Genomic DNA, 25103 nt, shown 5'->3' on the forward strand with positions numbered 1-25103 from the left:
TTCCTTTATAAGTCAAACTGAACAGCGAAAGTTAGATCAATATTTGAATAAAGTTGATCACTCTCTGAACCAGATTCCCTCGCAGGTGCTGCTTGATACAGGATTCCGTTAATATCTGCTCTAATGCTCCATGATTGATTAATATAGAATTTAGTCGAAACATCCCACATTAGTCCCGTGTGAGACTCATCAATAGTTAGACCAGGGTTTGGAGATCCGGCCCTAACTTCTGGCCCGTTATTTGTTTCGTTAAGTTTTGCGAAACCTAGACCAAAGATCCAGTCGACATATAAAATAGTGTTGAATGTATTAATTTTAGAATAGAAAGGTGCCCAAGTTACCATAGCACCAATATAGTCATTTACAATTCTTCTAAATGGAATAGAACCACTTCCTCCCCCATTACTATTTCTAACCGAAGCGGCTGTATCGTTTTCTTCACCTGAGTTTGAAGAATAAATAAACTCAGCACCAAGCTCTTCAGTAAAAAAATAACCTGCCCTTAACTGCATCGAAGTTGAATCAACGAATGCGCCAGAAAGGGTTTTACCAAATCCTCCACTCACAAAGAAGCGTTGCTGTTTTTTGAACTTACGATTTTGAAGTACGTAAATTTCTTTATCTTTATCAAGCCATGAAAAATTGTAGAGATCACTTTCTGCTGCGAAAGTTTTAATCGTCATAAAAGTTAAAAATAATACAAAGATCATCCTAATCATTTTAGCGTCCTGCCTTTCAAATAGTTGGATTTACAGTGATTATTTTAACATAAGATGTTAACTACAATTTAAGTCGCTTATTGGTGGCATAAATTTCCATACGTGCATGATGAACAGTGTGGAATCCTTTTTCCGACTAAGTCTGTAAGGTTTCGCCAAGTTGCAAATAAGTCAGCTTCAAGGTTGGCCACTAAGACCTCTTCCTCGATCACTCTTTTTTGGTCAAGAGCGAGGACCTTCAGCTTAATTTTTTCAGTAACTTGTTCACCAACTAATACCAGACCAAGAGCATATGTCTTTAACTGGAAGAAATATGATCGTAACTTATCATCATCAATTAAACCTGATTTGAAGTCCCAAATTTCGATTACCTGTCCGTTTTGATAAAGTAATCCGTCAATAATCCCTGTGATCATCTGGCCAAAGAAAGAAAATTTAATTTGGTGTTCACTTAAGATTTTATCATGGGATGATTTCTTAATTTCATCTCCAACCCAGCCGACTATTTCTACTTCATCAGTATTATTGAATTTTAAATCACGTTCCTTGATTAAGTTTTCTACTAAAAAGTGAAGTCTATTTCCGCGATCAACATCTGAAACACCTTGAATGTGTGGTAGCTCAATATCTTTTTCTTTTGCAAACTCTTTGAGATCATCTTCTAGTTTTAAAACCTGATTTAAGTAGAACTTTCTAGAACAAAGAGCTAGCTCTGATAGCTTCGTAACTGAAAGTTCAGAGATTAGGCCGATATCTACTTTATTTTCAATATTCTTAATCCCTAGAGGATCCAGAAAGTAAATTGGTGGTCGCGTTGCTTGAGAAACTTCATAGTCTAGTTCAAAGTCTTCAAGAGAAACTGTTTTTATTTGATAATTTCTAAGTGGAACAATCCAGCTATTATCAGAGTGTTTAACATCCTCACCATTTATACTAATATCAAAGTATTCAATGTTTTCGACGGCCCTAGTACAGGCAACATAGAAAAGTCTTTTCGACTCTGAGAACTCTTTTTGTTTCTTTATTAACTTTTCTAAAATCAAATTAGGTGACGAATTCAATTTTTTACTATTAATATCCGCACTCCAAGATAATGCTCCAGGAAGAGCACCGAATTTTGATTTATCAACGACAGTACGTCCATTAGTGTGGATACCACCTAAAATGATCGTATCGAACTCTAGTCCCTTAGAAGCGTGAGTTGTCATAATTCGAACTTTCGGTTGAGAAAGATAAGAAAAGCTCGCACTGTAAGAGTCTTTTTCTAATGATTTAAGAATTTTATATATTTGATCGATATCACCCTTTGCTCCACCAATGATTCCATTGATTTTTTCAGAGTTATTCTTGTAAGCAGAGCTTGATAGGCCCAAGTCAAATACAAATGACCAAAATGCATACTCAATATTACTGTTGAGAAAAATATCTTTCATCTTTATCAGATTTAATACATCTACATTTTGATATGATTCATAGTAATGGCTACAAACCCCTTCTATGATAAAGTTATAATATCGTGCTATTGCCTGAAGTCTCTTTTCATCAGCCCCTTCCTTAACTCCTTCTATTAAGAAGTTTACAAAGGCCTTAAATATAATAACAAGCGGGTCTTCACCATATGGAATTTTAACTTGGGCCACAAATGGAATTGAGGCGGACATCAGATTAGAAATCAGCTGTTTTGAAGGAGCTAGTGTTCGATATAAAATACATATCTCTTCACCAGGATTTTCACTTTGCTTTCGTTTAATTAACTCACAAATTGCAGCTGCTTCAATATTGTCATAGACTGTCGAAGATTTCTTTTCTAATTCAAGCTCAAGATTTACCTTGTGACCTTTTACAATACCAAGACCTGCTTCCTTTACATCTGGAAAATTTTGATAATCAACTTTCACACTATACTGATCATGACCTTGATATTTTTCCCCAAGACCAAAAATTGTTTCAAAAAATTGATTATTGAAATTTACAACTGCTTCCTCAGAGCGGTAATTGTTAGACATATAGAGATTTTGTGGAATAACTTTTTCCGTTTGGTTAAAGACAGCAATTTCACCACCTCTAAATCCATAAATAGCCTGCTTCCTATCTCCTACACACATTAAGCGATTAAATTTCTCACCAATGACATGCTTAATAATTTGATACTGTCCTGGAGAAGTATCCTGATACTCATCGACAATAATATAATCAAAGTTTTCCTGGCAGAGCCTACGTGACTCTTCACTCTCCTCTAATGACTTAAGTGTTAAGTATTCAATATCCGAAAAATCAATACCAGGGTAATTATAATAATGTTCTTCAATATAATTAAATAACTCCTTATATAGAGTTAGCCACTCACGGTATATTTCTTTATTTTCAAAGAAAGCATCATAATTTTCAGATTCCTTATCATAGAACTTCAATAAAGAATTACATTGATCAATAAGCTCTCCAACTTCTTGAGGTATTCCCTTCGATTTTCGAGGCTTATTAGACTTATAGATTTCACAAAAGCGTTTTATATTTTCCCAGCTATAATTCTTAGACAAAAAGAAAGACTCTGATGCACTTAAATGCTTCCACCAGGCTTTCTTACTATGTTCATCCGAATAAGTATCACTTGAGTAGTGGTTACTAAAGACTTCATTACAGCCAAGTAAGCCTAATATATTATCGAAATATTCACTCTCGTTAAATGAAACATCGTCTACATCGATGCTGGACCATTCATACCTAAGCTCTGGACTTGCGAAGACAAATTGCATCGAAATGATTAGCGCATCAATATTCTTTAAAAATATCTCAATCTTTTGCTCTTTCAAGTTACGAGTAAACCACTGCTTAGTCAGTTCTTCAATTTTCACATTAATCTTGAAGCGATCAACAATATCAAGATTAGCCGGTGCACCAAAAATATAACCTCGTTTAATTAGTTTTAAACAAAAGCTGTGAATAGTTGAAATCCCTAGAGACTCTAGTGCTTCATCAATTACTTTCTTCTTTATAACATCATCCACATTTGAAAATCGATCAAACATACGAGACTGTAACTCTCCAGCGGCTTCTTTTGTAAATGTCATCACCACTATTTTAGAAAGATATGATTTTAACTGACCTAGGATATCTGTGTGTCCCACTTCAAAAAGTGCATCATACTTCTTCTCTATTAAATATGCTAAGTGTTCGATAATAACTCTAGTCTTCCCCGACCCTGCTCCAGCATTGAGAAGAACACCACCACTATGCATGACTGCTTTTTCTTGTTCTGAATTTAATTGAATGGCCATTACTGATCTCCACCTTTAGCACAAATTGGATTTGCAACGCAGAAGGTACATATACTAGAGCTTTGAGGAGTTGCCGGCCAAGACTCGGCTTCTCTCATTGAAACCATTGTTTCACTCATAAACTCATTAAACTCTTCTTTCTTATAATTCTCTATTCGATTTGTTCTTGAATGAAACTCATTAAAAAACTTTTCTTCACCTATAAATATTGAGTCTTTCAAATTTTCGAGACAAAGGTAACCGCCACCTTTTAAGTGATGCTCCACACCCCATGCTTCAAAATAGGCAAGAAGCTGGATCTTTCTAAATTCATTAATATCTGTTTTTGACGGAACTGCCCCGCCAGACGTCTTGAAATCATAAATATAATAATCACTTCCATCTTTAATAACTAAGTCGATGGATCCCTTGTAGCTTTCGTTTACTTTTGAGATATCTCTTTCAAAGAAGAACTCTACATTCGTTTCATTTTTAATTTCTAGTAGCTTATAAATGATTCCACTACAGTAAGACTCTACTGAGAGTTTCAAGCTTTCGATATCAATTCTTTCAGGTAGTAGCGACTTCTCATCAATGAATCGTTTGAAAGTATTAGAAATTAGCTCCTTAAGTACTCCTCGATCATAATGACTGTGTAGCTCTAAGTATGACTCGATAACACTGTGGTTAATAGTTCCAATATAGCGACGATCAATAAATGCTGAAGAAGAGACATCTAGATCAACTCCCTGAGCATATTTCAGATGCCATTTTTTTGGACAATCAATATAAGTCTGGATGAAGGAAGGAGATAGCTTTTCAGGAATGGCAGCTTTTTGACCATAGATAGTTTTAAAATTCTTCCTTTTACTACCTTCCATATGCCCTGGGTTTAACTCAACACCTTCAAATAAATTTTCTGCTATCGAACTCCCATGAGTTAAACCTTCTTCTAATATCAGTTTCCCACCACTATTGATAAATCGTCTTAACTGACTTCTTAAAATTATAATATCGAGGTTCTTACTTTGCAGAGGCCCAAACGCACTAAAAATTACAAGAACGTCATTAGAGAATCTTTGAGAAGAACTTAAAGCACCTAAGTCATCTTTTGAAATATAGAGGTATTGTTTATCAGCATTTTCAAAAGTTAATAAATTATCTCTTGTTCCGATTGTACCAGTATCAGTCATTGAAATATTAACTACTGATGTTCTTGGAAGATTTAAACCTAGAACTTCTTTTAAAAGCTTTAAATCAGCGTTATAGATATTTTCATTCACTGTCGCCTTCTCACTAAAACTAATCACTTCTTTCTTGAAAGCTAGAATCGTTTTAAAGAGCATAAAGCCTTTTTCATTCATATGAGAAAGAGCTAGCTTATCTAGAAAAGTGATTAAGTCCTCTGCCCTTAGATGTCCTTTGTTTAAGTTAAGTTGTTCTTGAACTTTTGAAGTAAGTTGATCAACACTAGTAAAGAATAGTGCAAAGTCCGTTTTAAACCTTTTTTGCGAAAGAAGAATTGAATTAACCTGAGTTAAGTCCAGTCCATTAGAAAAACTTAAAATTTGTTTTTCTCCTGAAATCAAATCACTTAAATACTCAGCACTTCTTCCCGAAGGGATTGAAATATAATCACAAGATATCCCCTCTAAATCCTCTACCTCTTTCGTTTGTTCAAGCTCAATCCAATTCGGCCAAAATATTTTACTATCACATTGATTAAAAACTGATTTCTCAAATGGCACAAAAACGTTAGCCTTTTTCCCCATCCCTTTTAACATATCAATCTGATTTGCATTTAAATGGTCAAATCCAATAAATATATACCCCACATTCTCTTGTGGCCTAAAACTCTCACTTACTAATTGATAAGATTTTTGTTCATCAACAATATGAAATGTTTCAAGGTAAGTATGGAATCTCATTAGACCTGAAATACAATCTTTTTCAAGTGTGGCCAACTGGCTCAACTCTTCGATAAGGGAGCCACTTAAGTCAAATGAGCGAACTTCTGTGAATAGCTCAAAGCAAAAATGAAACTTCTCATAATCATCATTGACGGCCGATTTCCAAAATGTCCAAAGGTCAACCATGAGTTCAGACTTTGAAAGTTTAGTTTGTTCATCAGTTAAATTAATGTGATCCGACAGAAACTTAGCAACTGTGATTGTTTCAGTATTCTTTGCATGTCCTTTACGAATAAGATAATCGCGATACAAGTCTGAACGCTGTGGAGAAGGACAGATAATTTGCCAGTTAGCAATATTTTTATTCTCTTGAAATAACTCATCAAAATGATTTTTATATAAATAGAGGTTTAACACGTAACATTACCCTTTTTAAATGACACTTTAAGCAAAAAGCGATATATACAAAGCGCCTACAAGGAGAATTTTACTGTGATTAAAGAAAGCCGTCTATTCAACTTCATTAATAAAGAGAAAACCTTCGCAATTTCTTTTCTAGAAGGTCAAAAAGTTATCCACGATCTAGCACTTATTCACAGTGTCAACAACCAGGGCTTCGGCTTCTTTAGAGATTGTACTCTTTCAATTCTTCCTCTAATTAATTTTTTAAAGCCACAAGAAAATATGGGAATCTTCATTGATTCAGACAATCCTTACTTTCGCTTTAAACTTGAAATGAACCAAGCCGGCTTCTTCAGAACACTAATTCTTCCAGAAGATCTCCCGGCAGTGCCAGAGAAAATAACAGGTAAGCTTAGAACAGCAAAACAATTTCCATATAGCAAAACTCCTTATTCGAGTATTATCAATGTCGATAATCGCTCTATCAAAGAACTTATGAATGACTTCTTTGATAAATCGTATCAGATGAAATCTCAAATTATTATCAGCGATGACAGTGACCAGGTTATGCTTGTCACAAAGCTTCCAGAAGTAAATGTTGATAAAGAAGAAGTCGTTGAGTCTATAAGCTTAAAAGATTATATCAAGCAGAACAAAGAGAGCTTCGATAATATTTTCAAACAAGCTCTAAATGAAGATAATGAAATTCAAAAAGCATTTGAAGGACTAGATTTTGACTTCTTAAAGTCAACAGAGATTAAATTTAAGTGCAACTGCTCTCGTGATCGTATGGTTACAGGAGTAGCAGGTGTTGTACGCTCTAGTGGCTTTGATGATGTATTTCACAATGATGCTTCAATTGAAACGAAGTGTGATTACTGTAAAACAGCATACTTGATCACAAAAGAAGAAGTCTCTAGTATTTTAAATCTACACTAAAACGGAAGAGTCGTTTCTTCTGATCGCCAGAAGAAGCGGCTGTTTAGATCCGACTCAAGATATATCCCACAAAAATTTTCAGCGAGTGCACCATCGGCCCAAACAGGGGACATCAATTGTGATTTCTTATTTGAAGCAATTGGGATTGATTTCCACTTCTTATTAACCTTGCGCCAATCAATAGCTTTTGGAGATACCGAGCTTACTACAATCAAGTAGTCATTTGTTGTACTAACTTTCTTTCTCACCTGAACTAAGAAATTATTTAGGTATGACATATATTTCGCAAATTCCTTCGCGTCCTGTCTTTTTAAAATTTCATAAAGATCGTAATCAACAATATTTACAAAGCGACGATTTGAATCACTCATTGAATCAAAGACATGCTCAAAGAGATTCATCGTATTTGAGAAACATTTATTACCACGACAAGACTGGTCTTTGTAAATTTCACCAACCTTGTACTCCGCTGACTTTTGAAAGTGAAAAGACTTTGCTTCCTTTAAAGTTTTGGCCCCAGAAATGAATAAACGAGTGTTTTGATAAAAGTTTGCATTACACTTATTTATCTTTCCTAAGTTCGGCGCACTCCCTCGGTAGATGACCGAGTTACTATATCCAGAATTAATAAACACATCCCAAAGGCTCTTTCTTTGGTACTTATCACATGTTTGGTTAGCCAAACCATAGCCATTAACTTGGGCCAGTAGTTGATCCTCAACACTTGGAGTAATCGTCATCATATTATATGACCACATTTTTCCAAAACATGCGAAATTTTCTAGCTCAGTCTTTGCCGTATAATTTAGGTTTTTAAAATGCAGATAACCCATGTGCTCTTCGCTTAAACCGGGTATTTGAATAAAAATTAGATTTTGTGGATAGTTATTAAACGAATGTTTTTTTAAGTTAATCGTATTTACTCTTGAACATGAAAAAAATATTCCGAGAAGTAATAAAAATATTAAGTTTTTTTTATCGTACATCATAATTTCCGACTCATTAAATAGGGATTCTTATGATATATTATCATATATATAAGATTGAAATTATTAAAATTAATATTCACGTTTAAAAAGTAAGCGAGGGAAGAAATGAATCAAACTCTTGATGCTGCCACGCGAGAAATTTTTTGGAATATTCCATTCTCGTTTAAGGTTGTCATGTACATCCTATTTTTTGCAGCAGTCTTTGTTATGTTCAAAGGCCTGTATCAAAAAATTCAATTTATCACTGGAAAGAAAGGTGTTGATGCCATCAAAGGCCTAAAAGAGCTTCTACCAGAGAAACTAAACTGGGGAGCATTCTTTAAGACAATGCTTCTAACTGGTAAAGTTCCACGTTTTAGAAATGTTGCAATTTTTCACGGCTTAATCTTTTGGGGATTTGTCATTTTGTGGATTGCCACGGATCTAGTTGCCATTCACGCAGATACTCCTTTTAAAATTTATAAAGGACCTGTTTATATCGTTATCTCCTTCCTAGCTGATATGGCAGGACTTATGGTTCTTGCAGGTATCGGACTTGCATACAAAAGAAGATATATTGACAAGCCTGATTACCTACAGGCTACGAGACCAAAGCAAGAATTATTTATGTACGCTATGCTAATCTGTCTTGTTGTTCTTGGATACCTGATTGAAGGTGTAAGAATTATGGGAACTGGAATGCCAGTTGGCGAAGCGACTTGGTCACCAGTAGGTTGGTTGCTTGCGACAATCTTTTCAGCAATCCCACTTTCAGAACAAACATGGGCGTATTCATATCGCGCGATGTGGATGGTTCACATGGCAAATACAATGTTATTTGTTGCCGCATGTGGAACAACAAAGTTCTCACATATCTTCGTACTTCCATTTGCTGCTCTAGTTACACCTCCAAGACGTGGTGCTGTTCTTGAGCCAATGAATTTTGAAGACGAAACAGCAGAAACTTTTGGGCTTGGAAAAATCTCAGAGCTTACTCTTAAGAACAAGCTAGACCTTCTTGCATGTGTTGAGTGTGGACGTTGTACACAAGTATGTCCTGCAAACCTTGCAGAGAGACCTCTAGACCCTAAGAAGATCATTACAAAAGCTCGTGACCTTGCTTTTGAAACAGCGGCCAAAGGCGAAACTGATGCAGACTTCTGGGAAAATACAACTTACTCTTCAATCGAGTTGGATTCATGTACGACATGTGGTGCATGTATGGAAGAATGTCCTGCAAATATTGAGCACGTTGATATCATCATGGGTGCTAAGAGGTACAAGACTTTAACTCTTGGTGAGATCCCAGCGGATGCTGCAACAGCAGTTCAAAAAGTTCAAATTAATGGTAACCCTTGGGGGATCTCTCAAGATGATCGTTTCAAGTGGGCCGACGGTCTTGATGTACCTGTAATCGAAGCTGGAAAGAAAGTTGATTACCTTTACTACGTTGGTTGTGCCGGTTCATACGATGCTTCTAACCAAAAAGTTGTTCAAGATACAGTTAAACTTCTTAAGAAAGCAGGTGTTTCATTTGCAGTAATGGGTAAAACTGAAAAATGTAACGGTGACCCGATCAGACGCTTCGGAGATGAGTACTCATTCTTTGAAATCGCTATTGAGAATATTGCCAATATGAGACAATACGACTTTGATAAAGTTGTAACTCACTGCCCTCACTGTCTTCACACAATTGGTAAGGAATACGCTAAGTTTGATGATGGTGACTTTACAACAGTTCACCACACAGAACTTCTTGCTGACCTACTACGTTCTGGAAAATTAAAACCAGAAAAGAAAGTCGAAGAGAATCTTACTTTCCACGATCCATGTTATCTTGGACGCCACCACGGTGAATACAATGCTCCAAGAGAAATTCTTAAGGCAGCTGGTGTTGAGATCAAAGAAATGGATAAGAAAGAAGATACTGCCCTATGCTGCGGAATGGGTGGTGGAAACATGTGGTACGAGGTTGAAGCTGGTACTGATCTAGCTGCTGGACGCCTTGAGCATGTTGGTGAAAAGAAAGTTGATAAATTAGCTACGGCCTGCTCTTTCTGTATGATAAACTTTAAGGGTGGAATTAGCGAAAAAACAGGTACAGAAAACCTTGAGATTGAAGACGTTGCTTCAATCCTTGCAAAAACTATCGATTAAATCAATTATACTAGGCTCAGTTCTAGCTGAGCCTAGCTTTTTACAAAATCAAATACTCGCCCAAAGCACTCAAGAAAATCAAACCAGTCTATTAGAAACATTTGAAGAAAAGTTAAATGCATTTCAAAATGAAGTTAATGAAAAAATCCTCAATCCACCAAGCGATAAGGTAACTTTTAGACAAAACTTTAAAGATGAAGAGAAAATTGAGTTATCGAAAAGGCAACTGAATGCCATCATTCTTTACAGTGAACAAGATTATACAGAATTGTTTCATGTGAATAAGTGCTCAATCTATACTCTTCTTAAAAATCGTCTTATTAGAATTAATAATCGACCTCTTTTAAATGTTGAAACCTCTATTACGTTGGGAAGTTCTACTTCTACGGCCCTTGTCCCAATAGATGCCTTTTTAGCACACTATTATAAAAGTAATTGTCGCCTCTCGTTTAAGCAGTCTCGTCTGTTTGAAAAAGGGCTTTTGAAAGATACATTTAAAAAACTAACTCCTAAATTCCCAAGGAATCAAACTCAGTGTCTTGATCAATACAAGGAGCTTAAAAGTAATATCAATCTTGATCATATCTGTAGTGCCCCCTATACAATTGAGCTAGCAGACAAGCTCTCTCAGAGGCTACGAGATAATTCTCTTAGTATTTCAGAGCGAAGCTATATCAACTCCCTAAGAAGGCAATCTAAAACCTATACTGATGAGGTTAGTGACAGAGATATTCTATACTTTAAGAATTTTTGCAGTAACTTAAGTCGTGAAGAGTTATTTTGTAAAAACTATTCTAAGCAAGACTTTTGGTCACTAATTATAAATAAACAAAAGTCTCCTGATTACATCGAAGTTCGCTGTCGTAATATTTTAGCTAAGAGTTCTGAAGTAGATTTGAAAGATCTAGATTACTTAAAATGTATTTCTCTTTTACGAAAAGAACCAAATCGTTGCATGACTCAGGGACCAGCAACTGGATCAGTACTCTACCCTATGCCTAGCTGTAATGAGATTTCAGAAACATTAAAAATTTCAAGACTTAAGAATAACTTCAATGACTGTCCAAGAAATATTGGTAATTACGCTATCGTAAATGGTTCTCGAGTAATTAAACACTTTGCAACTAATGATATAAAGAGCAAAGACTGCGTCTTCCCTTCTTATGAAAAGATCTATGGCCTATACCTAGAATCAGATGAAGAAGAGAAGTGGCCACTTCGTATTTGCTATAATTCTAACAATGGGAAAAAGTGCTTACCTTTTATTCCAGGAAATTCAAAAGAGAATTACAATGCCCTAAATATGGTTGTAGCAAATGCACTATTCCAAACTAAAATTGTCTCTAGTCGAATCAAGTGTGAACAAGTTTCTAAAAAACAGTACAATCCACTTCGTCTAAAGTATAAGGCCGGATGCTGGATTGTTCCTCAGGAGCTGGCCTGTCGTTCTGAAAGCTGCAAATACAATGTGATGATTGATAATCGTAAAGCACTTGAGATCTGGAGTGAGGGCTCTCTTTCATTTGACTACTTCAAGACAAAGTACAACTCTTCAGATGCTGATATTCACAGTAGAATAATTTCTGTTCTAAATATTAAAGAACAAGAAATCAATTCACTTACTTCTTTAAAATTCTTTTTGGATAACAAAAAGAATGGAATTATTCACGGTCAAGGATGTGCGGAGGATATCTACCCTTCTCATTACCAACTAAGAAAGATCGGAGTTTGTACACCTATGCCATTTATTATTGATGGTTACAGAGAAATTAATAATAATACTTATCTAAGTTTTAGAAGTGCCATGGATGATATCAATTCTCCTCGCTCCATATTATGGGCGAATGCCTTTACAGCACTTTCTAGGTACTCAACATTGAGCCCTTTAAAGAATTGGGAGTTATATGGCCTTTACTAAACTTACAAAGATCATTATTTCATCACTTCTTGCGACAAGTGTACTTTCAAAGTCAGCACTACTTGAGTTATCGACAAGACAAAATGTTCACAATCTTAAATACGACGATTTAAATGGGATTACCTTCTATTTAAAAGGAAAGAACGCTATTGCATATTCAGCAAAGAATCGCGCCAATACAGTTTTAGAAAAGAAGACTGATAGCGAATTTGATGTCATCAAGGCATCTGATGATCTCTACATTATCAGTGTTAAGAGTAGTCACTATAAAGATTTTTCATACATCTCTGAATCAGAAATATATTTTTATCAAATCAAAAAGAATCAATTAGACTTTGTTGGAAAAGGTAGCTATCCAAAATTTCATCATAAAAGTAATTATATCTCTTACACAAAAGAAGATGAAAGTAAGTTATATCTTGAAGTCGTAAATATTAAAAACAATCTCGATCGTTTTTCAATTCCACTAACTACAAAAGACATACTTCATCAAAGTGAAGTAGAGATTTTTGATGATAGTCTCATCTATTACACAGATAAGGGCCTTGATTTTAAAATCAATCTTAATATCTTTAATAATCGTTCTAAGAAGAAGTATCTTCTTCATCAATATGATAAGGCGAATAAGGTTGTGAGCCTCGCTAGTTCCGATAAGAAAGTATTCATACTTGAATCATCTGGTGGTAAGAATCCATATATGGACTTAACAGAGTTAGAAAAAGGAAGAGTTGATTTTACTAAAAGAACTCCACTAATTAACACACAGTCTGGACCGGCCTTTAATTTAAATATATTAAATAATGAGCTATTCTTTATTCTGACGTTAAAGAGTGAAAACTCTAACCTCTTTAATCAAAGAGAGATTGTCGCTTACAATCTAGAAGAAAAGAAACTCTACCAAAGAACCGATTTAAACTATATTTCAAATATTGTGCTTCATAATAATTCAATCTTAGTTCCTTATAAGGACAAGATCTACTTGTTAAAAAATAAAGAAGGGAAATTCAGTATCAATAAAGAGATTAAGTCAAAACTATGAGATTTATAATTTTATTACTTATCACATTTAAAGTTTTTGCATCTGCACCAACACAACAAGAGCTTAAGTTTTCACCAAGCCTTAGCCCGATGCTTAAGAATTTAGTAACAGAACTTTATCTCAATAGTAAGATAAACCAAGAATATATTATTAACCTTAGTAAGAATCTAACCTCTCCACTTGATAATGATTTTATCGAGCTAATGATTTTAAACTCCATCCTAAATACAAAGTTAAATAAGCAGTATGAGCACGTAAATATCTCTCAAGCACTCTACAACGAGCTTGATCAGAATATTAAATCAATCGAATCTTCTCTTCCATTTTCAAAATCAATATCTTCTAAAATTTTAAAAGATATTGGTGAGTTATTAACAAATAGAAATTTAAGAGAGTACAACGCCTATATTAAAAATAGAGATCTAAAAATTTCACCGGAGCTAAAAGCATTCATGAACCGAATCAGCTACCTACAATATTGGATCGATACGCTCAAAAAGCCAACTTCTGTTCGCAATGCAACACTATTAAAAACAAACTTAGAAATTCTCAACTCCCTAAATCGCAATTTAAGTATTACGGCCGCAAGTTACAAAAAAGATAATGATATATCTTATATCTCTATAAATGACATTGATCTGATCAAGGCCAGAAGACAAGTTGATAAGCTTCTCTTTAATAACGCGCCAGACAAAGACCCTGATTACAAGGCCCCTCAAGAGCTTCCAGAGCCCGTCGAAAACTGGGAATAAAGTTAAAGGTGGCGTGTACTTTTTGGGGATTTCAACTATTTACCCATCTATTTTTAAAAGAAATAACGTGTATCCTATGATATATAATTTCAATTAGTTAAATCGAAAAAAGGAAGAAATTGTGACAAAAAATTTCGATGAGCTACCTAAAACATATAGCTCTAATGATGTAGAAAAGAAGTGGTACCAGAAATGGGAAAATGAAAAGTATTTTACTCCTAAAGCAGGAAAGACTGGTGAGTCTTTTTGCGTCATCATGCCACCTCCAAATGTCACAGGAATTCTTCACGCAGGTCACGCACTTGATATCACAACTCAAGATGCCCTTATTCGTTTTAAAAGAATGAAAGGTTATGAAACTTTATTTCTTCCAGGAATGGATCACGCAGGTATTGCAACTCAGTCAAAAGTTGAAGAGCTAATCTGGAATGAAGAAAAGAAAACTAAGCACGACTACTCACGTGAAGATTTTCTAAAGAAGATCTGGGAGTGGAAAGAACAATATGGTGGTGTTATCGCTAACCAACAAAGAGTAATGGGTGCTAGTTGTGACTGGGATTACTCAATGTTCACGATGGATCCTGAAGCAAACGAAGCTGTTCGACGCGCTTTCGTAACTCTTTACAATGAAGGTCTAATTTATCAGTCAGACTATATCGTAAACTGGGACCCAAAGCTTCAATCAGCAATCTCAGATGCAGAAGTTGATCACAAAGAAGTTAATGGTGCCTTCTACCATATCCTTTATTCTGTAAAAGACAGCGATATTAAATTAGAAGTTGCTACAACTAGACCTGAAACACTTCTTGGTGATACGGCCGTAGCAGTAAATCCAAACGATGAAAGATTCGCTCACCTAATTGGTAAGAAAGCAATCGTTCCACTTTGTAACCGTGAAGTACCAATTGTTGGTGATGAACACGTTGATATTGAAAAAGGAACTGGTTGTCTAAAGGTTACTCCAGGTCATGACTTCAATGACTTTGAAATTGGAAAGAGACATAATCTTGAAATCATCAATATCCTAAATCTAGATGGAACTCTTAATGAGCACGGTCTTGAGTGGCAGGGGCTAGCTTGTAAGAAAGCTCGTAAAGGTGTTATTGAAAAACTAAAAGAATTAGAACTATTTGTTAAAGAAGAAAAGCACGTGCATCAAGTTGGTCACGGTGAAAGATCTGGTGTTGTTATTGAACCAATGATCTCAAAGCAATGGTTTGTAAATGTTCACGATATGGCCGCTGAAGCTGTTGCAAAAGTTGAAGATGATACAACTCGCTTCTACCCTAAGGGATGGGAGAATACTTACTTTGCTTGGCTTCGCGAGCCAAAGAACTGGTGCGTTTCTCGTCAACTTCTATGGGGACACAGAATTCCAGTATTCACATGTACATCATGTGAACACCAATGGGCGGATGAAGCTCTTGAGCCTGAATCATGTCCAAAGTGTAGTGCTAAAGAATACACGCAAGATCCAGACGTTCTTGATACATGGTTCTCTTCAGGGCTATGGCCAATGTCGACGCTTGGTTGGCCAAATGAGCAGAGAATGGAAGAGCGCGGTTTTGATAAGTTTTACCCAACTTCAGTTCTAATCACTGGCTTTGATATTATCTTCTTCTGGGTTGCTAGAATGATGATGATGGGAACAAAATTTTCTAATCAAGTTCCATTCGATAAAGTTTATATTCACGCAATCGTTAGAGATAAGCTAGGTCGCAAGATGAGTAAATCACTTGGAAACGGAATTGATCCACTTGAGATGGTTGAACAATACGGGGCCGATGCATTCCGCTTCACTCTTGCTGCTGGTTCTGGTTACAACCGCGCAATTAACCTCGATCCAGAAAGAATCGCTGGTTATAGAAACTTCATTAATAAGATTTGGAATGCTTTCCGATTCATCTCTCCATTCTTAGACCTTGCTCAGAAAGAACTTCCAACTAACCTTGATGATCAAGAGAAGTGGATTCTATCGGAGCTTAACGATGCAACAAAAGTTGTGAATGAATCTCTCGATGCATTCCGCTACGATGACGCATGTTCAGAAGTTTACTCTTTTGTTTACGATAAGTTCTGTTCTTGGTTTATTGAGCTTTCAAAGAATACTCTTAACGGAGAAGACGAAGCGGCTAAAGTCCAAAGAGCGACTGTTCTTAAGTACTGCTTTAGAAAAATAACTGCCCTTCTCCACCCAATCACTCCTTTTATTACAGAAGAGCTTTGGGGTTACTTAAAAGAAGATAGTGAAGATCTACTCATCTCAGCAGACTACCCTGAATATGATACTGCTCTTAACTACCCTAGTGAACAAGTTAAGATGAATAAGTTTATTGAAGTTGTTTCAGGAATTCGCTTCCTAAGACAATCGGTAAATATCAAACCAAAAGACGAAGTTGAAGTAGTTCTTTTAACTGACGATGAAGAAGCATCTTCTTACTTTGCAGATAATATGGCGGGTATGCAAGATCTTGCTCGTGCAAAAGATGTAGCAATTGCAACAAAGTCTAGTGAAAATCCTAAGAAATGTATCATGAAGGCCACGACTCACACTGATATCTTTTTAAAGCTTGATGGTGTGATTGACCTTGATGCGCAAATCAAGCGTCTAGAGAAAGACTTTGATAAAACTCAAAAAGAATTCGATAAGATTGGAAAAAAACTTAACAACGAAAAATTTATGGCAAACGCACCTGAAGAAGTTGTTGTTGAAGTAAGACAAAAAGCAAGTGACTTTGAAGAAAAACTAAACTCACTTAAAGAACAAATCGAACAATTCAAATCATAAAAAATAAGGCCCTTTCAAAAAGGGCCTTTTTTATATCTCAAAATAGAAATATTCTTCTTGATAGATCTCACCATTAAATTCGAAGGGAGATTCTTTTAAAACCTTTCCTCCATTTTTAATAAAGAAGCCTTTTGAAGGATTATCCTTAAAAGTACAAAGGTAAAAACAATCATATCCTCGATTTTTAAAGTCTTTAATTACAGCTTCAAATAGCTTTTGTCCCATACCAGACTTCTGATACTTTTTTAAAATATAAAAGTCGTAGATTTCACCAGGAATACCATGTTCATGTTCACGAGCTGGCCCATAATCGATAAAGCCGACCACATCACCATCAGGTGCATGAAACACAAGAGTTCCACCCTCAGTGGGCCTGCGAGGAATTTTTCGCTCCCAAGTTTGTTGTACATCTGAATACTTTAATGAATAGAGATAATCCTTAGAGAGAATCCCTTTATAATTTTCCCAAAAACAATCGACATAGATTCTGGCCAATGACTTGATATCATCCACTTCCACAGGAATGATTTCAAAAGGAGCAAATGTAAGATCTTTTGCGGCCACCATAGAAATATTTTAGCAATATTATGCCGGCCTCGCAAACAAGTGTTTTTTAGAGCTATGGAACTAGTCTAAGTGATTGATAATTAACTATATAGTCTTCTAAATCCGGAAAAGTTTTTAGCTGAATTAGCTCGCTAATTCCATATGATAAAAGCGTCGATCCACTAAAACAAAGACGACCAATGGTCTCAGGCATATGCTTCCACTCTGGGATAGTCAAGTCTTCATCACCTACTAAGAAGGCGACCTGGCCACGATTACGACTCATTTGCGCAGTTGCAAGCGACTTTGTAATGACAACATCAAACTCGTCAATACGACGACGTAGAATATTTGGTGATTCACTAAATAAACTTATTCTTTTACTTACCTTTACCCCATCATAACTCTCTACTGCTTCACTTGGAATATAACCATGAAGTTTCAATGTCGGTAAGCATTCTGCTAGAAAGTTCATCCTTTCGACAAATTCAACGTCATACTTATGTGGATAATTGATAAATATATTTGAGATTTTTTTATGTGTAAAAGCGTGATCAATATTAGAATCGTTAAACTTCCCTTCCACTGCTTTTAAAGCACTCACTTTCTTTTCATCTAAGTACTCTCCACTATACTCTGGTAAAGATACTTGATAAAAGAAACTTTTTGGTCCTCCTTGTAAACCAATCTTAACATTTGCTCTAAAAGCTAGACCTAGAACTGCCGAGTACATATCATTCACATAATCAATATAGTAATCAGTATTAAAAACTTCGTGTAAGTTTGCTGCAAATTTATGTGCCGCAAACATTGACTCCGTTTCTTTCTTTGAAATTGAATAGGCCCAACATCGCTCAGGTAACCAAAAGTCATCTATCTGAGTTGCATCGGTATAAACAATTGCAACTTGATTGTCCTCATGCTCTTTAACAATGGCATTTACAACGGGTAGGATCGAAGCAATTTCTGCTTCATCACCTTTAACCCTGAGTAGGAACTTCTTCACTTGGAGTCCTCTCTTTAACTCTTAATTCACAATAAATTACTGTAAAGAAAACAACAGCAAGAGGAAGAAAGAATAGGTTTAAGATTGGAACAGAAATAAGAATCATAAATCCAACTCCACCTAGTAAATAAGGAAGAAAGCCTGATTTTACATCTCCTATGCACTCCGCAAAAGTTAAGTTATTTCTAGACCAAGAATAATCAATAAATGAAATCGCAAGAATTAGTCCACCTAGAACAAATGTAATCGGTGGGAAGAAAAATCCAATACCAATATTGATAATTGATAAAACAACAATCACACCAATCTTTTTAAGTTCATTCATGAGTATACTAGGTAGCCTCTTTAAGGTCTGGGCAAGTGTATCACTCGTCTCTTTTTGTAATTTATAAATCATCTCAACTCGTGAGCTAAGCATATCATTAAAAGGAGAGGCAATAACTGAGACCACAATAAAGAATGTCCAGTTGATAATTACTCCTAGAAGAATAATTAAAACTCCAGAAAAGACAGTGCTAACCCATCCCTGATCTGGATACTTTTCATTGATATAACCATGTCCCCATGTTGAGACTTCACTAAAGGCATAGTGCCCTAATGAATAGTAAAGAATAAAACCAATTAAAACCGGACAAAGAGCGATCAAGATAATCTTTTTGTCTGACTTAAGAATATTCATTGAACGAAAAAAGAAATATGGAAGTTTTCCAATCATTTTGACTCCATTAATTTTGAACTGGAAATTTAAAAGTTTTTAATTTTGAGAAGTCTTTTAAAGTTGGTTTTACGGGAATCGCCTTCACAATACTTTTCAAATTTTGCCAGTCTAAGTATCTATCCATTATATCCGACTCCACATGATTTTTTTCAATGAAGTCAATTTTACCTTTGGCCTTATTGACCATCCCAGTCGCTCCATTAAGATTGTCATCTTCATGGTGGTAAAGTGCTGTTGCGAGTTGAATCACAACCCAATACACATAACGCGCATTGTCTCCCATGGCATCCATCCAAAGGTCTTCAACGACCTCATGACACATCCAGTAATGACCTGTATTAAATAAGTTAAGCCCCTCTTGGATTAGTTCAAGATGCTCAGTAGTAAATTGTCCAAAGTGATAATTATTCATAATAGAGTTAGTCTAATTCATCTCGTTCTCATATACATGATGCGATGACCAAAACTATTCAATCGGCCCTAAAGACGATAGAATTTCTCAAATTTAATTTAACTAAAATATGAAATAGGAAGAGTGATGCATCATAAAGATCTCGTACCAGAATACTTAAAAAATCTACAAGTTTACCAAGCTGGTAAGCCAATCGATGAAGTTGTTAGAGAAAAAGGACTTACACGAGTTTCAAAACTAGCTTCAAATGAAAATCCACTAGGACCTTCGCCCTTTGCCATTCGTGAAATGACTCGTGGCCTTTGGGACCTTCATCGTTATCCTGATATGCATGCTTATGCTCTAAAATCAAAACTTGCTGAAATTTACGATCTAAAATTAGAAAATATTATTTTAGGTAATGGGTCTGAAGGTATCATGGCCTATATTGCTCGTGCCTTTCTTAAGCCAGATGATGAAGTCCTTACTTGTGACAATACTTTTATCGGTTTCTATATTCTTGCAAGAAGTGTTGGTGCCAAGCTTAACAAAGTACCACTAACTGATGATTACCGCTTTGATGTAAAAGCACTTGCTGACAATATTACAGAGAAAACAAAAGTCATCTATATTGCTAATCCGAATAATCCTACTGGAACATATATTACGAAAGAGGAATTCGACTATCTTATGAAGTACGTACCTTCTCATGTTCTAGTTATTCTCGATGAAGCTTATTTTGAATTTGCTCAAGATCAAGACGATTACCCAGATTCGATGAACTATCGCTATGATAATGTTCTTACACTTAGAACCTTTTCTAAAGCCTATGGTCTTTCAGGAATACGTGTAGGATATGGTTTTGGCCATCCTGAATTAATTGGTTACCTCTCTCGAGTTAAGCTTCCATTCGAACCAAATCTGATTGGACAATTAGGTGCTGTTGGTGCCCTAGAAGATCAACCACATCTTGATCGTACGTTAAGAAATAATAGAAAAAGATATGACGAATTAATGGTCTTTTTAGAAGAAAGAAAGTTTTCTCCTATTAAATCAATCACAAATTTCGTTACATTAAAAACAGGAAGCAGTGAAGCTAGTGACTTCATGTTTGAAGAATTACTAAATGAAGGTGTAATCATCAGAAAGCTTGTAGCAAATGAAATGCCTGAATACGTGCGTATTAGTATTGGAACAAAAGATGAAATGAAGCACTTCTTTGAAGCATTCGATAGAATTCTTCCTTCTTACAACAAAAGATTCAGAAAGGATTTAGTATGAAAATTTGCCAATATGTAAATCATGGAACTCATCGCCCAGAGCCTCGTCTAGGTATCTTATTAGATAATGGACTCGTTATTGATCCCAATAATGTTTGGGCATGTGATTATGAAAGAGAAGGATATTTTAACTTTTGGCAAAGAGCAAACCACACTTGCCCTCCGTCTCTTTTAGAAATTTTACAAACGAAAGATGACCCTATCGACTTTCTAGGGGAATGTTATGGCCTATACTTATTCTTAGAAAAAGTTGGTGATCTAACTCTTAGAGACGGAACACCTATCGCTTTTAAATCTGATGAGATTAATCTTAAAACACCTATTGATAAAATTCCAAATTACCGCGACTTCTATGCACATGAAAAGCATGTCGCTGCTGGATTCAAAAAAAGAAATGAGCCAATCCCAGAAGCGTGGTATGAAATTCCTGCTTACTACAAAGGGCCAACTCATGGATTCATTGGACACAACCAAGAAGTTTTATGGCCTCACTATACAAATATTCTCGACTACGAGTTAGAACTTGGGATGGTCATTGCAAAAGATGGTATTAATATTCGCGAAGAAGATGCAAAAGATCATATCTTTGGCTTTACAATTCTTAATGATATTTCTGCCCGTGATATTCAAAAGAAAGAAATGGCCGTTCGTCTTGGGCCAGCAAAAGGTAAAGATTTTTGTTCAGTAATTGGACCAGTAATTACAACTTTTGATGAATTCGACTTTAAAGAACCAAATCTAAAAATGACGGCAACTGTAAATGGTGAAAAGTGGTCAGAAGGATTCTCTGGTGACTCTCACTATAGCTGGGCACAAATGATTGCTCACGTCTCACAAGACGAGTGGGTATTATCGGGGGACCTTTTTGGTTCAGGTACAGTTGGTACAGGATGTGGACTAGAGATCGATAAGTGGCTTAAGCCAGGCGATGAAATCACTCTAGAAGTAGAAGGGATTGGAAAACTAACAAATAAAATTGGACCACAAAGAGGTACAAGATAATGGCAACAGATAATAAAATGGAAAGCTTTAAAGCAAGCGGCGTTTATACAAAGCAAGCTCACGTTGATATTCCGGAAGGTTTATACGAGGAAGAACATGGACGAAATGGCTTCTTTGGCCGTGTAAGCCAACTCTACCATACTCAACCACCTGTTAACTGGACAAATATTTCAGGAGATCTAAAACCAAAGAACCTTCCATCTCTTTTTAGTCACAAAGACCTACAGGATGATTTTCGTGCAATCTTAACAAATAATGATTGTGAACTTAGTCTAGGAACAATTACAAAGTCTCTAGATTACTTTTTAAGAAATGCTGATTTTGATGAACTCTACTTTGTTCACGAAGGTAGTGGTACTTTTGAAACAATCTATGGCCATGTACCTTTCGTAAAAGGTGACTATATTGTTATTCCTCGCGGAACAACTTATACAATTAAAGTTTCACAAGCTGCAAAATTTTTCCAAGTCGAATCGAATTCTGAATTTGAAGAACCTTCACGTGGTCTTCTAGGGCCAAATGCTCTTTATGACCAAACAGCAAAGTTCACACCTGAAGCAGCACTTGGAAGTGATCAAGACTGGCCTGAATATTGTGTACGTGTCAAAAGACTTGGAGAGATTACAACAATCACATATCCATTTAACCCTCTTACAGCAAAGGGATGGAAGGGCTCAGTCTATCCTTGGAAGATTTCAATCTACGATATCTGTCCAATCATGAGTCACCGTTATCATATTCCTCCATCAGGACACACTACTTTTGTAGCAAAAAACTTTGTTGTTTGCTCATTTGTAGAAAGGCCACTTGAAGATAAGAAGCATAAGGTTTTAAAAGTTCCTTTCTATCATTCAAATATTGATTTTGATGAAGTACTTTTTTATCACCAAGGAAATTTCTTCTCTCGTGATAATATCGATGCAGGGGCACTTACTTTCCACCCTCAAGGCGTTCACCACGGTCCACACCCAAAGGCCTTTGAAGCAGGTGAAGATAAACTATACACAGACGAGTATGCCGTTATGGTTGATACTCGCTACCCTCTTAAACCAACGAAATGGTTTGAAGAAAACGAAAATAAAGACTACTGGAAAAGCTGGATGTAATTATGGCAACTTTTGATACAACAAAACAAGATTTTAAAGACAATTATAAACTACTAATCGGATCAGTTGTTCCAAGACCAATAGCAGTTGTTTCAACTGTTAATGAAGATGGAACAAGTAATATTGCACCTTTCTCATTTTTTACTGTAGTAAGTGCAAACCCAATGATCATCGGCTTCACTCCAATGATTCGTTCAAGCGACGGAGAACAAAAGGACACTCTTAAAAATATTCTTCGTCAAAAAGAATTCGTCGTAAACTTTGTGACTCAACACAACTATGAGAAAGTTAACCTCTGCTCAACAGAGCTTCCTCATGGTGAGTCTGAATTCGACTTTGCTAAACTCACAGAAATAGATTCTGAAGTTGTTACACCAAAGAGAATGAAAGAATCACCGATTCATTTTGAATGTAAGTTTAGAGATACTTTAAGCTACGGTGATGTACCAGGAACAGGTACTTTTGTGACAGGTGAAGTTGTTAGGGTGCACGTGGAAGACGAACTCCTTGATAGTGGTAGAATCGATCAAGATAAGTATGCCCCAATTGGGAGAGGTGCTGGAAATGACTGGATCGTCTGTGACCACAGAGTACAAATTGAGCGCCTAATGAAGGCTCAAATTCAAAAATAATCAATAATTTCAAGCCCTTAGGGGCTTGGGTATTATCTATACACCCCTAGTAATTTTTCCATTTTAGACCACCTTGCTGTCAATTTTCGCTAATATTTCCTTGAACACACCTTAATAAAGAAGAGGAATTTTATGAAAAGACTACTGATAACAGCTATGATCCTGACAGGTGCTACGGCCCAAGCAGATCTATTTGATAACCTAACAGCAAATTTAAACCTTTCACCTTCTCAATCTAATAACTTAAGAAATGGACTAGCATCAATCCTAAGTGGTGGTGGAAGCGGTTCTGTAAAAGAAGCTGAAAGATATAGCTTTAACAAATGTTTTGAAATGCTAAGTGTCGCAAAACAAGAACAGATCAAAAGTGGTAAAAAGTTTATCAAAGCTGGTTATGCTACGGGAAAATTCTATTCTAATGTAATTGAAGGTGACTATAAGCAATTTCACGATAGAAATGAAGACATTAGTAAGTTTGGTCGCACTCTTATGAGAGGTGTTTCGAACTTAGATAGTATTAGATTTAATAGTACAACTTCTGATAAAGATGCTCCTCATCTTGATTACTATTGTTCAAGCTACATGGATATCGAAAGTGTATCAAAAGTAATTGTAGGAAATAAAGAGTGTCGTAAAGTTGATCTAGCTTTAAACGCTATGGATGCAAATACTAAGAAAAGATTTAAAGCATCTGCATCAAACTTTTTCTGTGAAGGTGAAAATATTGTGAAGACAGATTTTACTGGAAAGAAATACGATGTAATTTACGAAATGAATGAAATTCAAGAATAATAAAAGCCGCTCTAAGCGGCTTTTTCTTTATCTAAAATGTATAACCTAAACTTAAGCCATAAGTGAAATCATCTGAGTTTTTATCATCATAAGAAGAGTTTAAGAACGAATATCCCGTTTCCATCTGAACATAAGCAGTATCAAAATCAATCCTTATTCCAGGAAGCACTAAAATAACTTCTGGAGACTGCTGTCCATCATAAGAAATAGTTGCACCATCTTTCAAAACTCCATCGACCTTATACTCCATAAACACAGTATTTAAATAAAATAGAACTGTAGGGCTTACTCGGTAACCAACGTTAAGTGAGGCCCCTAGAGACTTAGCTTTCAAGTCAGTAGTATATACTGTCGAATCAGTATTCAGTGAGCCATCTTCATGATAGCCAAAGCCGAACTCCCCCTGAAGAGACATCTTTAGACCAACTGTTTTTCGATCCCCTCCAATAAACTGATACTTAATTTTTAAAAGATCAGAAGTGTCCGGATATGTTTGAAGTCCAATATCAAGTCTTGGAAGAAGTCCTAGATTACCTTTAAAAGTTAGAAGTGGCTCAGGCCCACTAACAGACTCCTCTGTTGTCGTACCACTAATAATAAAGTCATAGCCTTCAGCAAGATCGACATCATAGCCGCTTGCAACACCAAGTGCGATATCTACCTTACCTAACCCACCCGTTGTTTCAGGACTATCCATACGAGATGTAGGAATATTGTAATCAAGCTGAGCGCAACTTACGAATGTAACTAATACTAATAAAAAACTAGGAAATCTCATGAACTC

Annotated in this window: 20 protein-coding genes; 11 read left to right on the forward strand and 9 right to left on the reverse strand. The window is 35.8% G+C overall.

Annotated elements, in window-relative coordinates; genetic code table 11:
• Positions 1–5: 5 nt before the first annotated feature.
• The 3 genes from ACRXC1_RS14535 to ACRXC1_RS14545 form a co-directional block, all read right to left on the reverse strand.
• On the reverse strand, positions 6–719 hold the full coding sequence (locus ACRXC1_RS14535) for an outer membrane beta-barrel domain-containing protein (RefSeq protein WP_393060548.1): 714 nt from the start codon (positions 717–719) through the stop codon (positions 6–8).
• Positions 720–796: 77 nt separating this feature from the next.
• Positions 797–3994: a UvrD-helicase domain-containing protein gene (locus tag ACRXC1_RS14540; protein ID WP_433659846.1), complete on the reverse strand. Its 3198-nt coding sequence runs from the start codon at positions 3992–3994 to the stop codon at positions 797–799.
• Entirely contained in the window at positions 3994–6300 is a 2307-nt protein-coding gene (locus tag ACRXC1_RS14545; RefSeq protein WP_433659848.1) for a PD-(D/E)XK nuclease family protein, read from the reverse strand. Before ACRXC1_RS14545 ends, ACRXC1_RS14540 begins: the two co-directional genes overlap by 1 nt.
• Before the next feature lie 75 nt (positions 6301–6375).
• Here ACRXC1_RS14545 and ACRXC1_RS14550 point away from each other — a divergent pair, with 75 nt between their 5' ends.
• Complete coding sequence (locus ACRXC1_RS14550) at positions 6376–7224, forward strand: Hsp33 family molecular chaperone HslO (RefSeq protein ID WP_433659850.1); 849 nt, start codon at positions 6376–6378, stop codon at positions 7222–7224.
• On the opposite strand, the gene ACRXC1_RS14555 is transcribed toward ACRXC1_RS14550, so the two are convergent.
• Positions 7221–8057, reverse strand: a complete 837-nt coding sequence (locus ACRXC1_RS14555; RefSeq protein WP_433659852.1) for a hypothetical protein — start codon at positions 8055–8057, stop codon at positions 7221–7223. The genes ACRXC1_RS14550 and ACRXC1_RS14555 overlap by 4 nt on opposite strands.
• Positions 8058–8318: 261 nt before the next feature.
• Between ACRXC1_RS14555 and ACRXC1_RS14560 the strand changes: the two genes are divergently transcribed.
• The 5 genes from ACRXC1_RS14560 to ACRXC1_RS14580 all read left to right on the forward strand — a co-directional run bounded on the left by ACRXC1_RS14560 (position 8319) and on the right by ACRXC1_RS14580 (position 16846).
• The gene (locus ACRXC1_RS14560; RefSeq protein ID WP_433659854.1) at positions 8319–10349 is read left to right on the forward strand and encodes a (Fe-S)-binding protein; all 2031 of its coding nucleotides are present in this window, start codon (positions 8319–8321) and stop codon (positions 10347–10349) included.
• Entirely contained in the window at positions 10330–12267 is a 1938-nt protein-coding gene (locus ACRXC1_RS14565; RefSeq protein ID WP_433659856.1) for a hypothetical protein, read from the forward strand. Before ACRXC1_RS14560 ends, ACRXC1_RS14565 begins: the two co-directional genes overlap by 20 nt.
• Positions 12254–13306 carry a hypothetical protein gene (locus ACRXC1_RS14570; protein WP_393060535.1) on the forward strand — a complete coding sequence of 351 codons (1053 nt, stop codon included), beginning with the start codon at positions 12254–12256 and terminating at the stop codon, positions 13304–13306. The genes ACRXC1_RS14565 and ACRXC1_RS14570 overlap by 14 nt, the downstream gene beginning before the upstream one ends.
• On the forward strand, positions 13303–14058 hold the full coding sequence (locus ACRXC1_RS14575; RefSeq protein ID WP_393060533.1) for a hypothetical protein: 756 nt from the start codon (positions 13303–13305) through the stop codon (positions 14056–14058). The genes ACRXC1_RS14570 and ACRXC1_RS14575 overlap by 4 nt, the downstream gene beginning before the upstream one ends.
• Before the next feature lie 121 nt (positions 14059–14179).
• Positions 14180–16846, forward strand: a complete 2667-nt coding sequence (locus tag ACRXC1_RS14580) for a valine--tRNA ligase (protein ID WP_433659858.1) — start codon at positions 14180–14182, stop codon at positions 16844–16846.
• 30 nt (positions 16847–16876) lie between these two features.
• Here ACRXC1_RS14580 and ACRXC1_RS14585 read toward each other — a convergent pair whose 3' ends face one another.
• From ACRXC1_RS14585 to ACRXC1_RS14600, 4 genes are read right to left on the reverse strand one after another with little or no spacing between them, the layout of a single operon-like run.
• Positions 16877–17413: a GNAT family N-acetyltransferase gene (locus ACRXC1_RS14585; protein WP_392910700.1), complete on the reverse strand. Its 537-nt coding sequence runs from the start codon at positions 17411–17413 to the stop codon at positions 16877–16879.
• Between the two features lie 52 nt (positions 17414–17465).
• Positions 17466–18398: a hypothetical protein gene (locus ACRXC1_RS14590; RefSeq protein WP_433659861.1), complete on the reverse strand. Its 933-nt coding sequence runs from the start codon at positions 18396–18398 to the stop codon at positions 17466–17468.
• Positions 18373–19113 (reverse strand): EI24 domain-containing protein, encoded by a 741-nt coding sequence (locus ACRXC1_RS14595; protein WP_433659863.1) that lies wholly within the window; start codon positions 19111–19113, stop codon positions 18373–18375. Before ACRXC1_RS14595 ends, ACRXC1_RS14590 begins: the two co-directional genes overlap by 26 nt.
• A gap of 10 nt (positions 19114–19123) precedes the next feature.
• Positions 19124–19528 carry a DUF309 domain-containing protein gene (locus ACRXC1_RS14600; RefSeq protein ID WP_392910705.1) on the reverse strand — a complete coding sequence of 135 codons (405 nt, stop codon included), beginning with the start codon at positions 19526–19528 and terminating at the stop codon, positions 19124–19126.
• Between the two features lie 126 nt (positions 19529–19654).
• Between ACRXC1_RS14600 and hisC the strand changes: the two genes are divergently transcribed.
• The 5 genes from hisC to ACRXC1_RS14625 all read left to right on the forward strand — a co-directional run bounded on the left by hisC (position 19655) and on the right by ACRXC1_RS14625 (position 24319).
• A complete protein-coding gene (gene hisC / locus ACRXC1_RS14605; protein ID WP_433659865.1) occupies positions 19655–20788 on the forward strand; it encodes a histidinol-phosphate transaminase in 1134 nt (377 codons plus the stop codon).
• Entirely contained in the window at positions 20785–21789 is a 1005-nt protein-coding gene (locus ACRXC1_RS14610; RefSeq protein ID WP_392910710.1) for a fumarylacetoacetate hydrolase family protein, read from the forward strand. Before hisC ends, ACRXC1_RS14610 begins: the two co-directional genes overlap by 4 nt.
• Entirely contained in the window at positions 21789–22895 is a 1107-nt protein-coding gene (locus tag ACRXC1_RS14615; protein WP_433659868.1) for a homogentisate 1,2-dioxygenase, read from the forward strand. Before ACRXC1_RS14610 ends, ACRXC1_RS14615 begins: the two co-directional genes overlap by 1 nt.
• Before the next feature lie 2 nt (positions 22896–22897).
• Entirely contained in the window at positions 22898–23527 is a 630-nt protein-coding gene (locus ACRXC1_RS14620; protein WP_433659870.1) for a flavin reductase family protein, read from the forward strand.
• 132 nt (positions 23528–23659) lie between these two features.
• Positions 23660–24319 carry a hypothetical protein gene (locus ACRXC1_RS14625; RefSeq protein ID WP_433659872.1) on the forward strand — a complete coding sequence of 220 codons (660 nt, stop codon included), beginning with the start codon at positions 23660–23662 and terminating at the stop codon, positions 24317–24319.
• Positions 24320–24350: 31 nt separating this feature from the next.
• Here the strand turns inward: ACRXC1_RS14625 and ACRXC1_RS14630 are convergent, their stop codons facing one another.
• Positions 24351–25097 carry a hypothetical protein gene (locus ACRXC1_RS14630; protein WP_433659874.1) on the reverse strand — a complete coding sequence of 249 codons (747 nt, stop codon included), beginning with the start codon at positions 25095–25097 and terminating at the stop codon, positions 24351–24353.
• Positions 25098–25103: the final 6 nt, after the last annotated feature.

Origin of the sequence: Halobacteriovorax sp. GFR8, assembly GCF_050955245.1 — a bacterium.
Lineage (GTDB): Bacteria > Bdellovibrionota > Bacteriovoracia > Bacteriovoracales > Bacteriovoracaceae > Halobacteriovorax_A.

What these genes read in the sequence shown, in the direction of transcription:
- ACRXC1_RS14535 (WP_393060548.1), bottom strand. Translation starts at nt 719, where the DNA reads ATGATTAGGATGATCTTTGTATTATTTTTAACTTTTATGACGATTAAA.
- ACRXC1_RS14540 (WP_433659846.1), bottom strand. Translation starts at nt 3,994, where the DNA reads ATGGCCATTCAATTAAATTCAGAACAAGAAAAAGCAGTCATGCATAGT.
- ACRXC1_RS14555 (WP_433659852.1), bottom strand. Translation starts at nt 8,057, where the DNA reads ATGGGTTATCTGCATTTTAAAAACCTAAATTATACGGCAAAGACTGAG.
- ACRXC1_RS14560 (WP_433659854.1), top strand. Translation starts at nt 8,319, where the DNA reads ATGAATCAAACTCTTGATGCTGCCACGCGAGAAATTTTTTGGAATATT.
- ACRXC1_RS14570 (WP_393060535.1), top strand. Translation starts at nt 12,254, where the DNA reads ATGGCCTTTACTAAACTTACAAAGATCATTATTTCATCACTTCTTGCG.
- ACRXC1_RS14575 (WP_393060533.1), top strand. Translation starts at nt 13,303, where the DNA reads ATGAGATTTATAATTTTATTACTTATCACATTTAAAGTTTTTGCATCT.
- ACRXC1_RS14585 (WP_392910700.1), bottom strand. Translation starts at nt 17,413, where the DNA reads ATGGTGGCCGCAAAAGATCTTACATTTGCTCCTTTTGAAATCATTCCT.
- ACRXC1_RS14595 (WP_433659863.1), bottom strand. Translation starts at nt 19,113, where the DNA reads ATGATTGGAAAACTTCCATATTTCTTTTTTCGTTCAATGAATATTCTT.
- ACRXC1_RS14600 (WP_392910705.1), bottom strand. Translation starts at nt 19,528, where the DNA reads ATGAATAATTATCACTTTGGACAATTTACTACTGAGCATCTTGAACTA.
- hisC (WP_433659865.1), top strand. Translation starts at nt 19,655, where the DNA reads ATGCATCATAAAGATCTCGTACCAGAATACTTAAAAAATCTACAAGTT.
- ACRXC1_RS14610 (WP_392910710.1), top strand. Translation starts at nt 20,785, where the DNA reads ATGAAAATTTGCCAATATGTAAATCATGGAACTCATCGCCCAGAGCCT.
- ACRXC1_RS14615 (WP_433659868.1), top strand. Translation starts at nt 21,789, where the DNA reads ATGGCAACAGATAATAAAATGGAAAGCTTTAAAGCAAGCGGCGTTTAT.
- ACRXC1_RS14620 (WP_433659870.1), top strand. Translation starts at nt 22,898, where the DNA reads ATGGCAACTTTTGATACAACAAAACAAGATTTTAAAGACAATTATAAA.
- ACRXC1_RS14625 (WP_433659872.1), top strand. Translation starts at nt 23,660, where the DNA reads ATGAAAAGACTACTGATAACAGCTATGATCCTGACAGGTGCTACGGCC.
- ACRXC1_RS14630 (WP_433659874.1), bottom strand. Translation starts at nt 25,097, where the DNA reads ATGAGATTTCCTAGTTTTTTATTAGTATTAGTTACATTCGTAAGTTGC.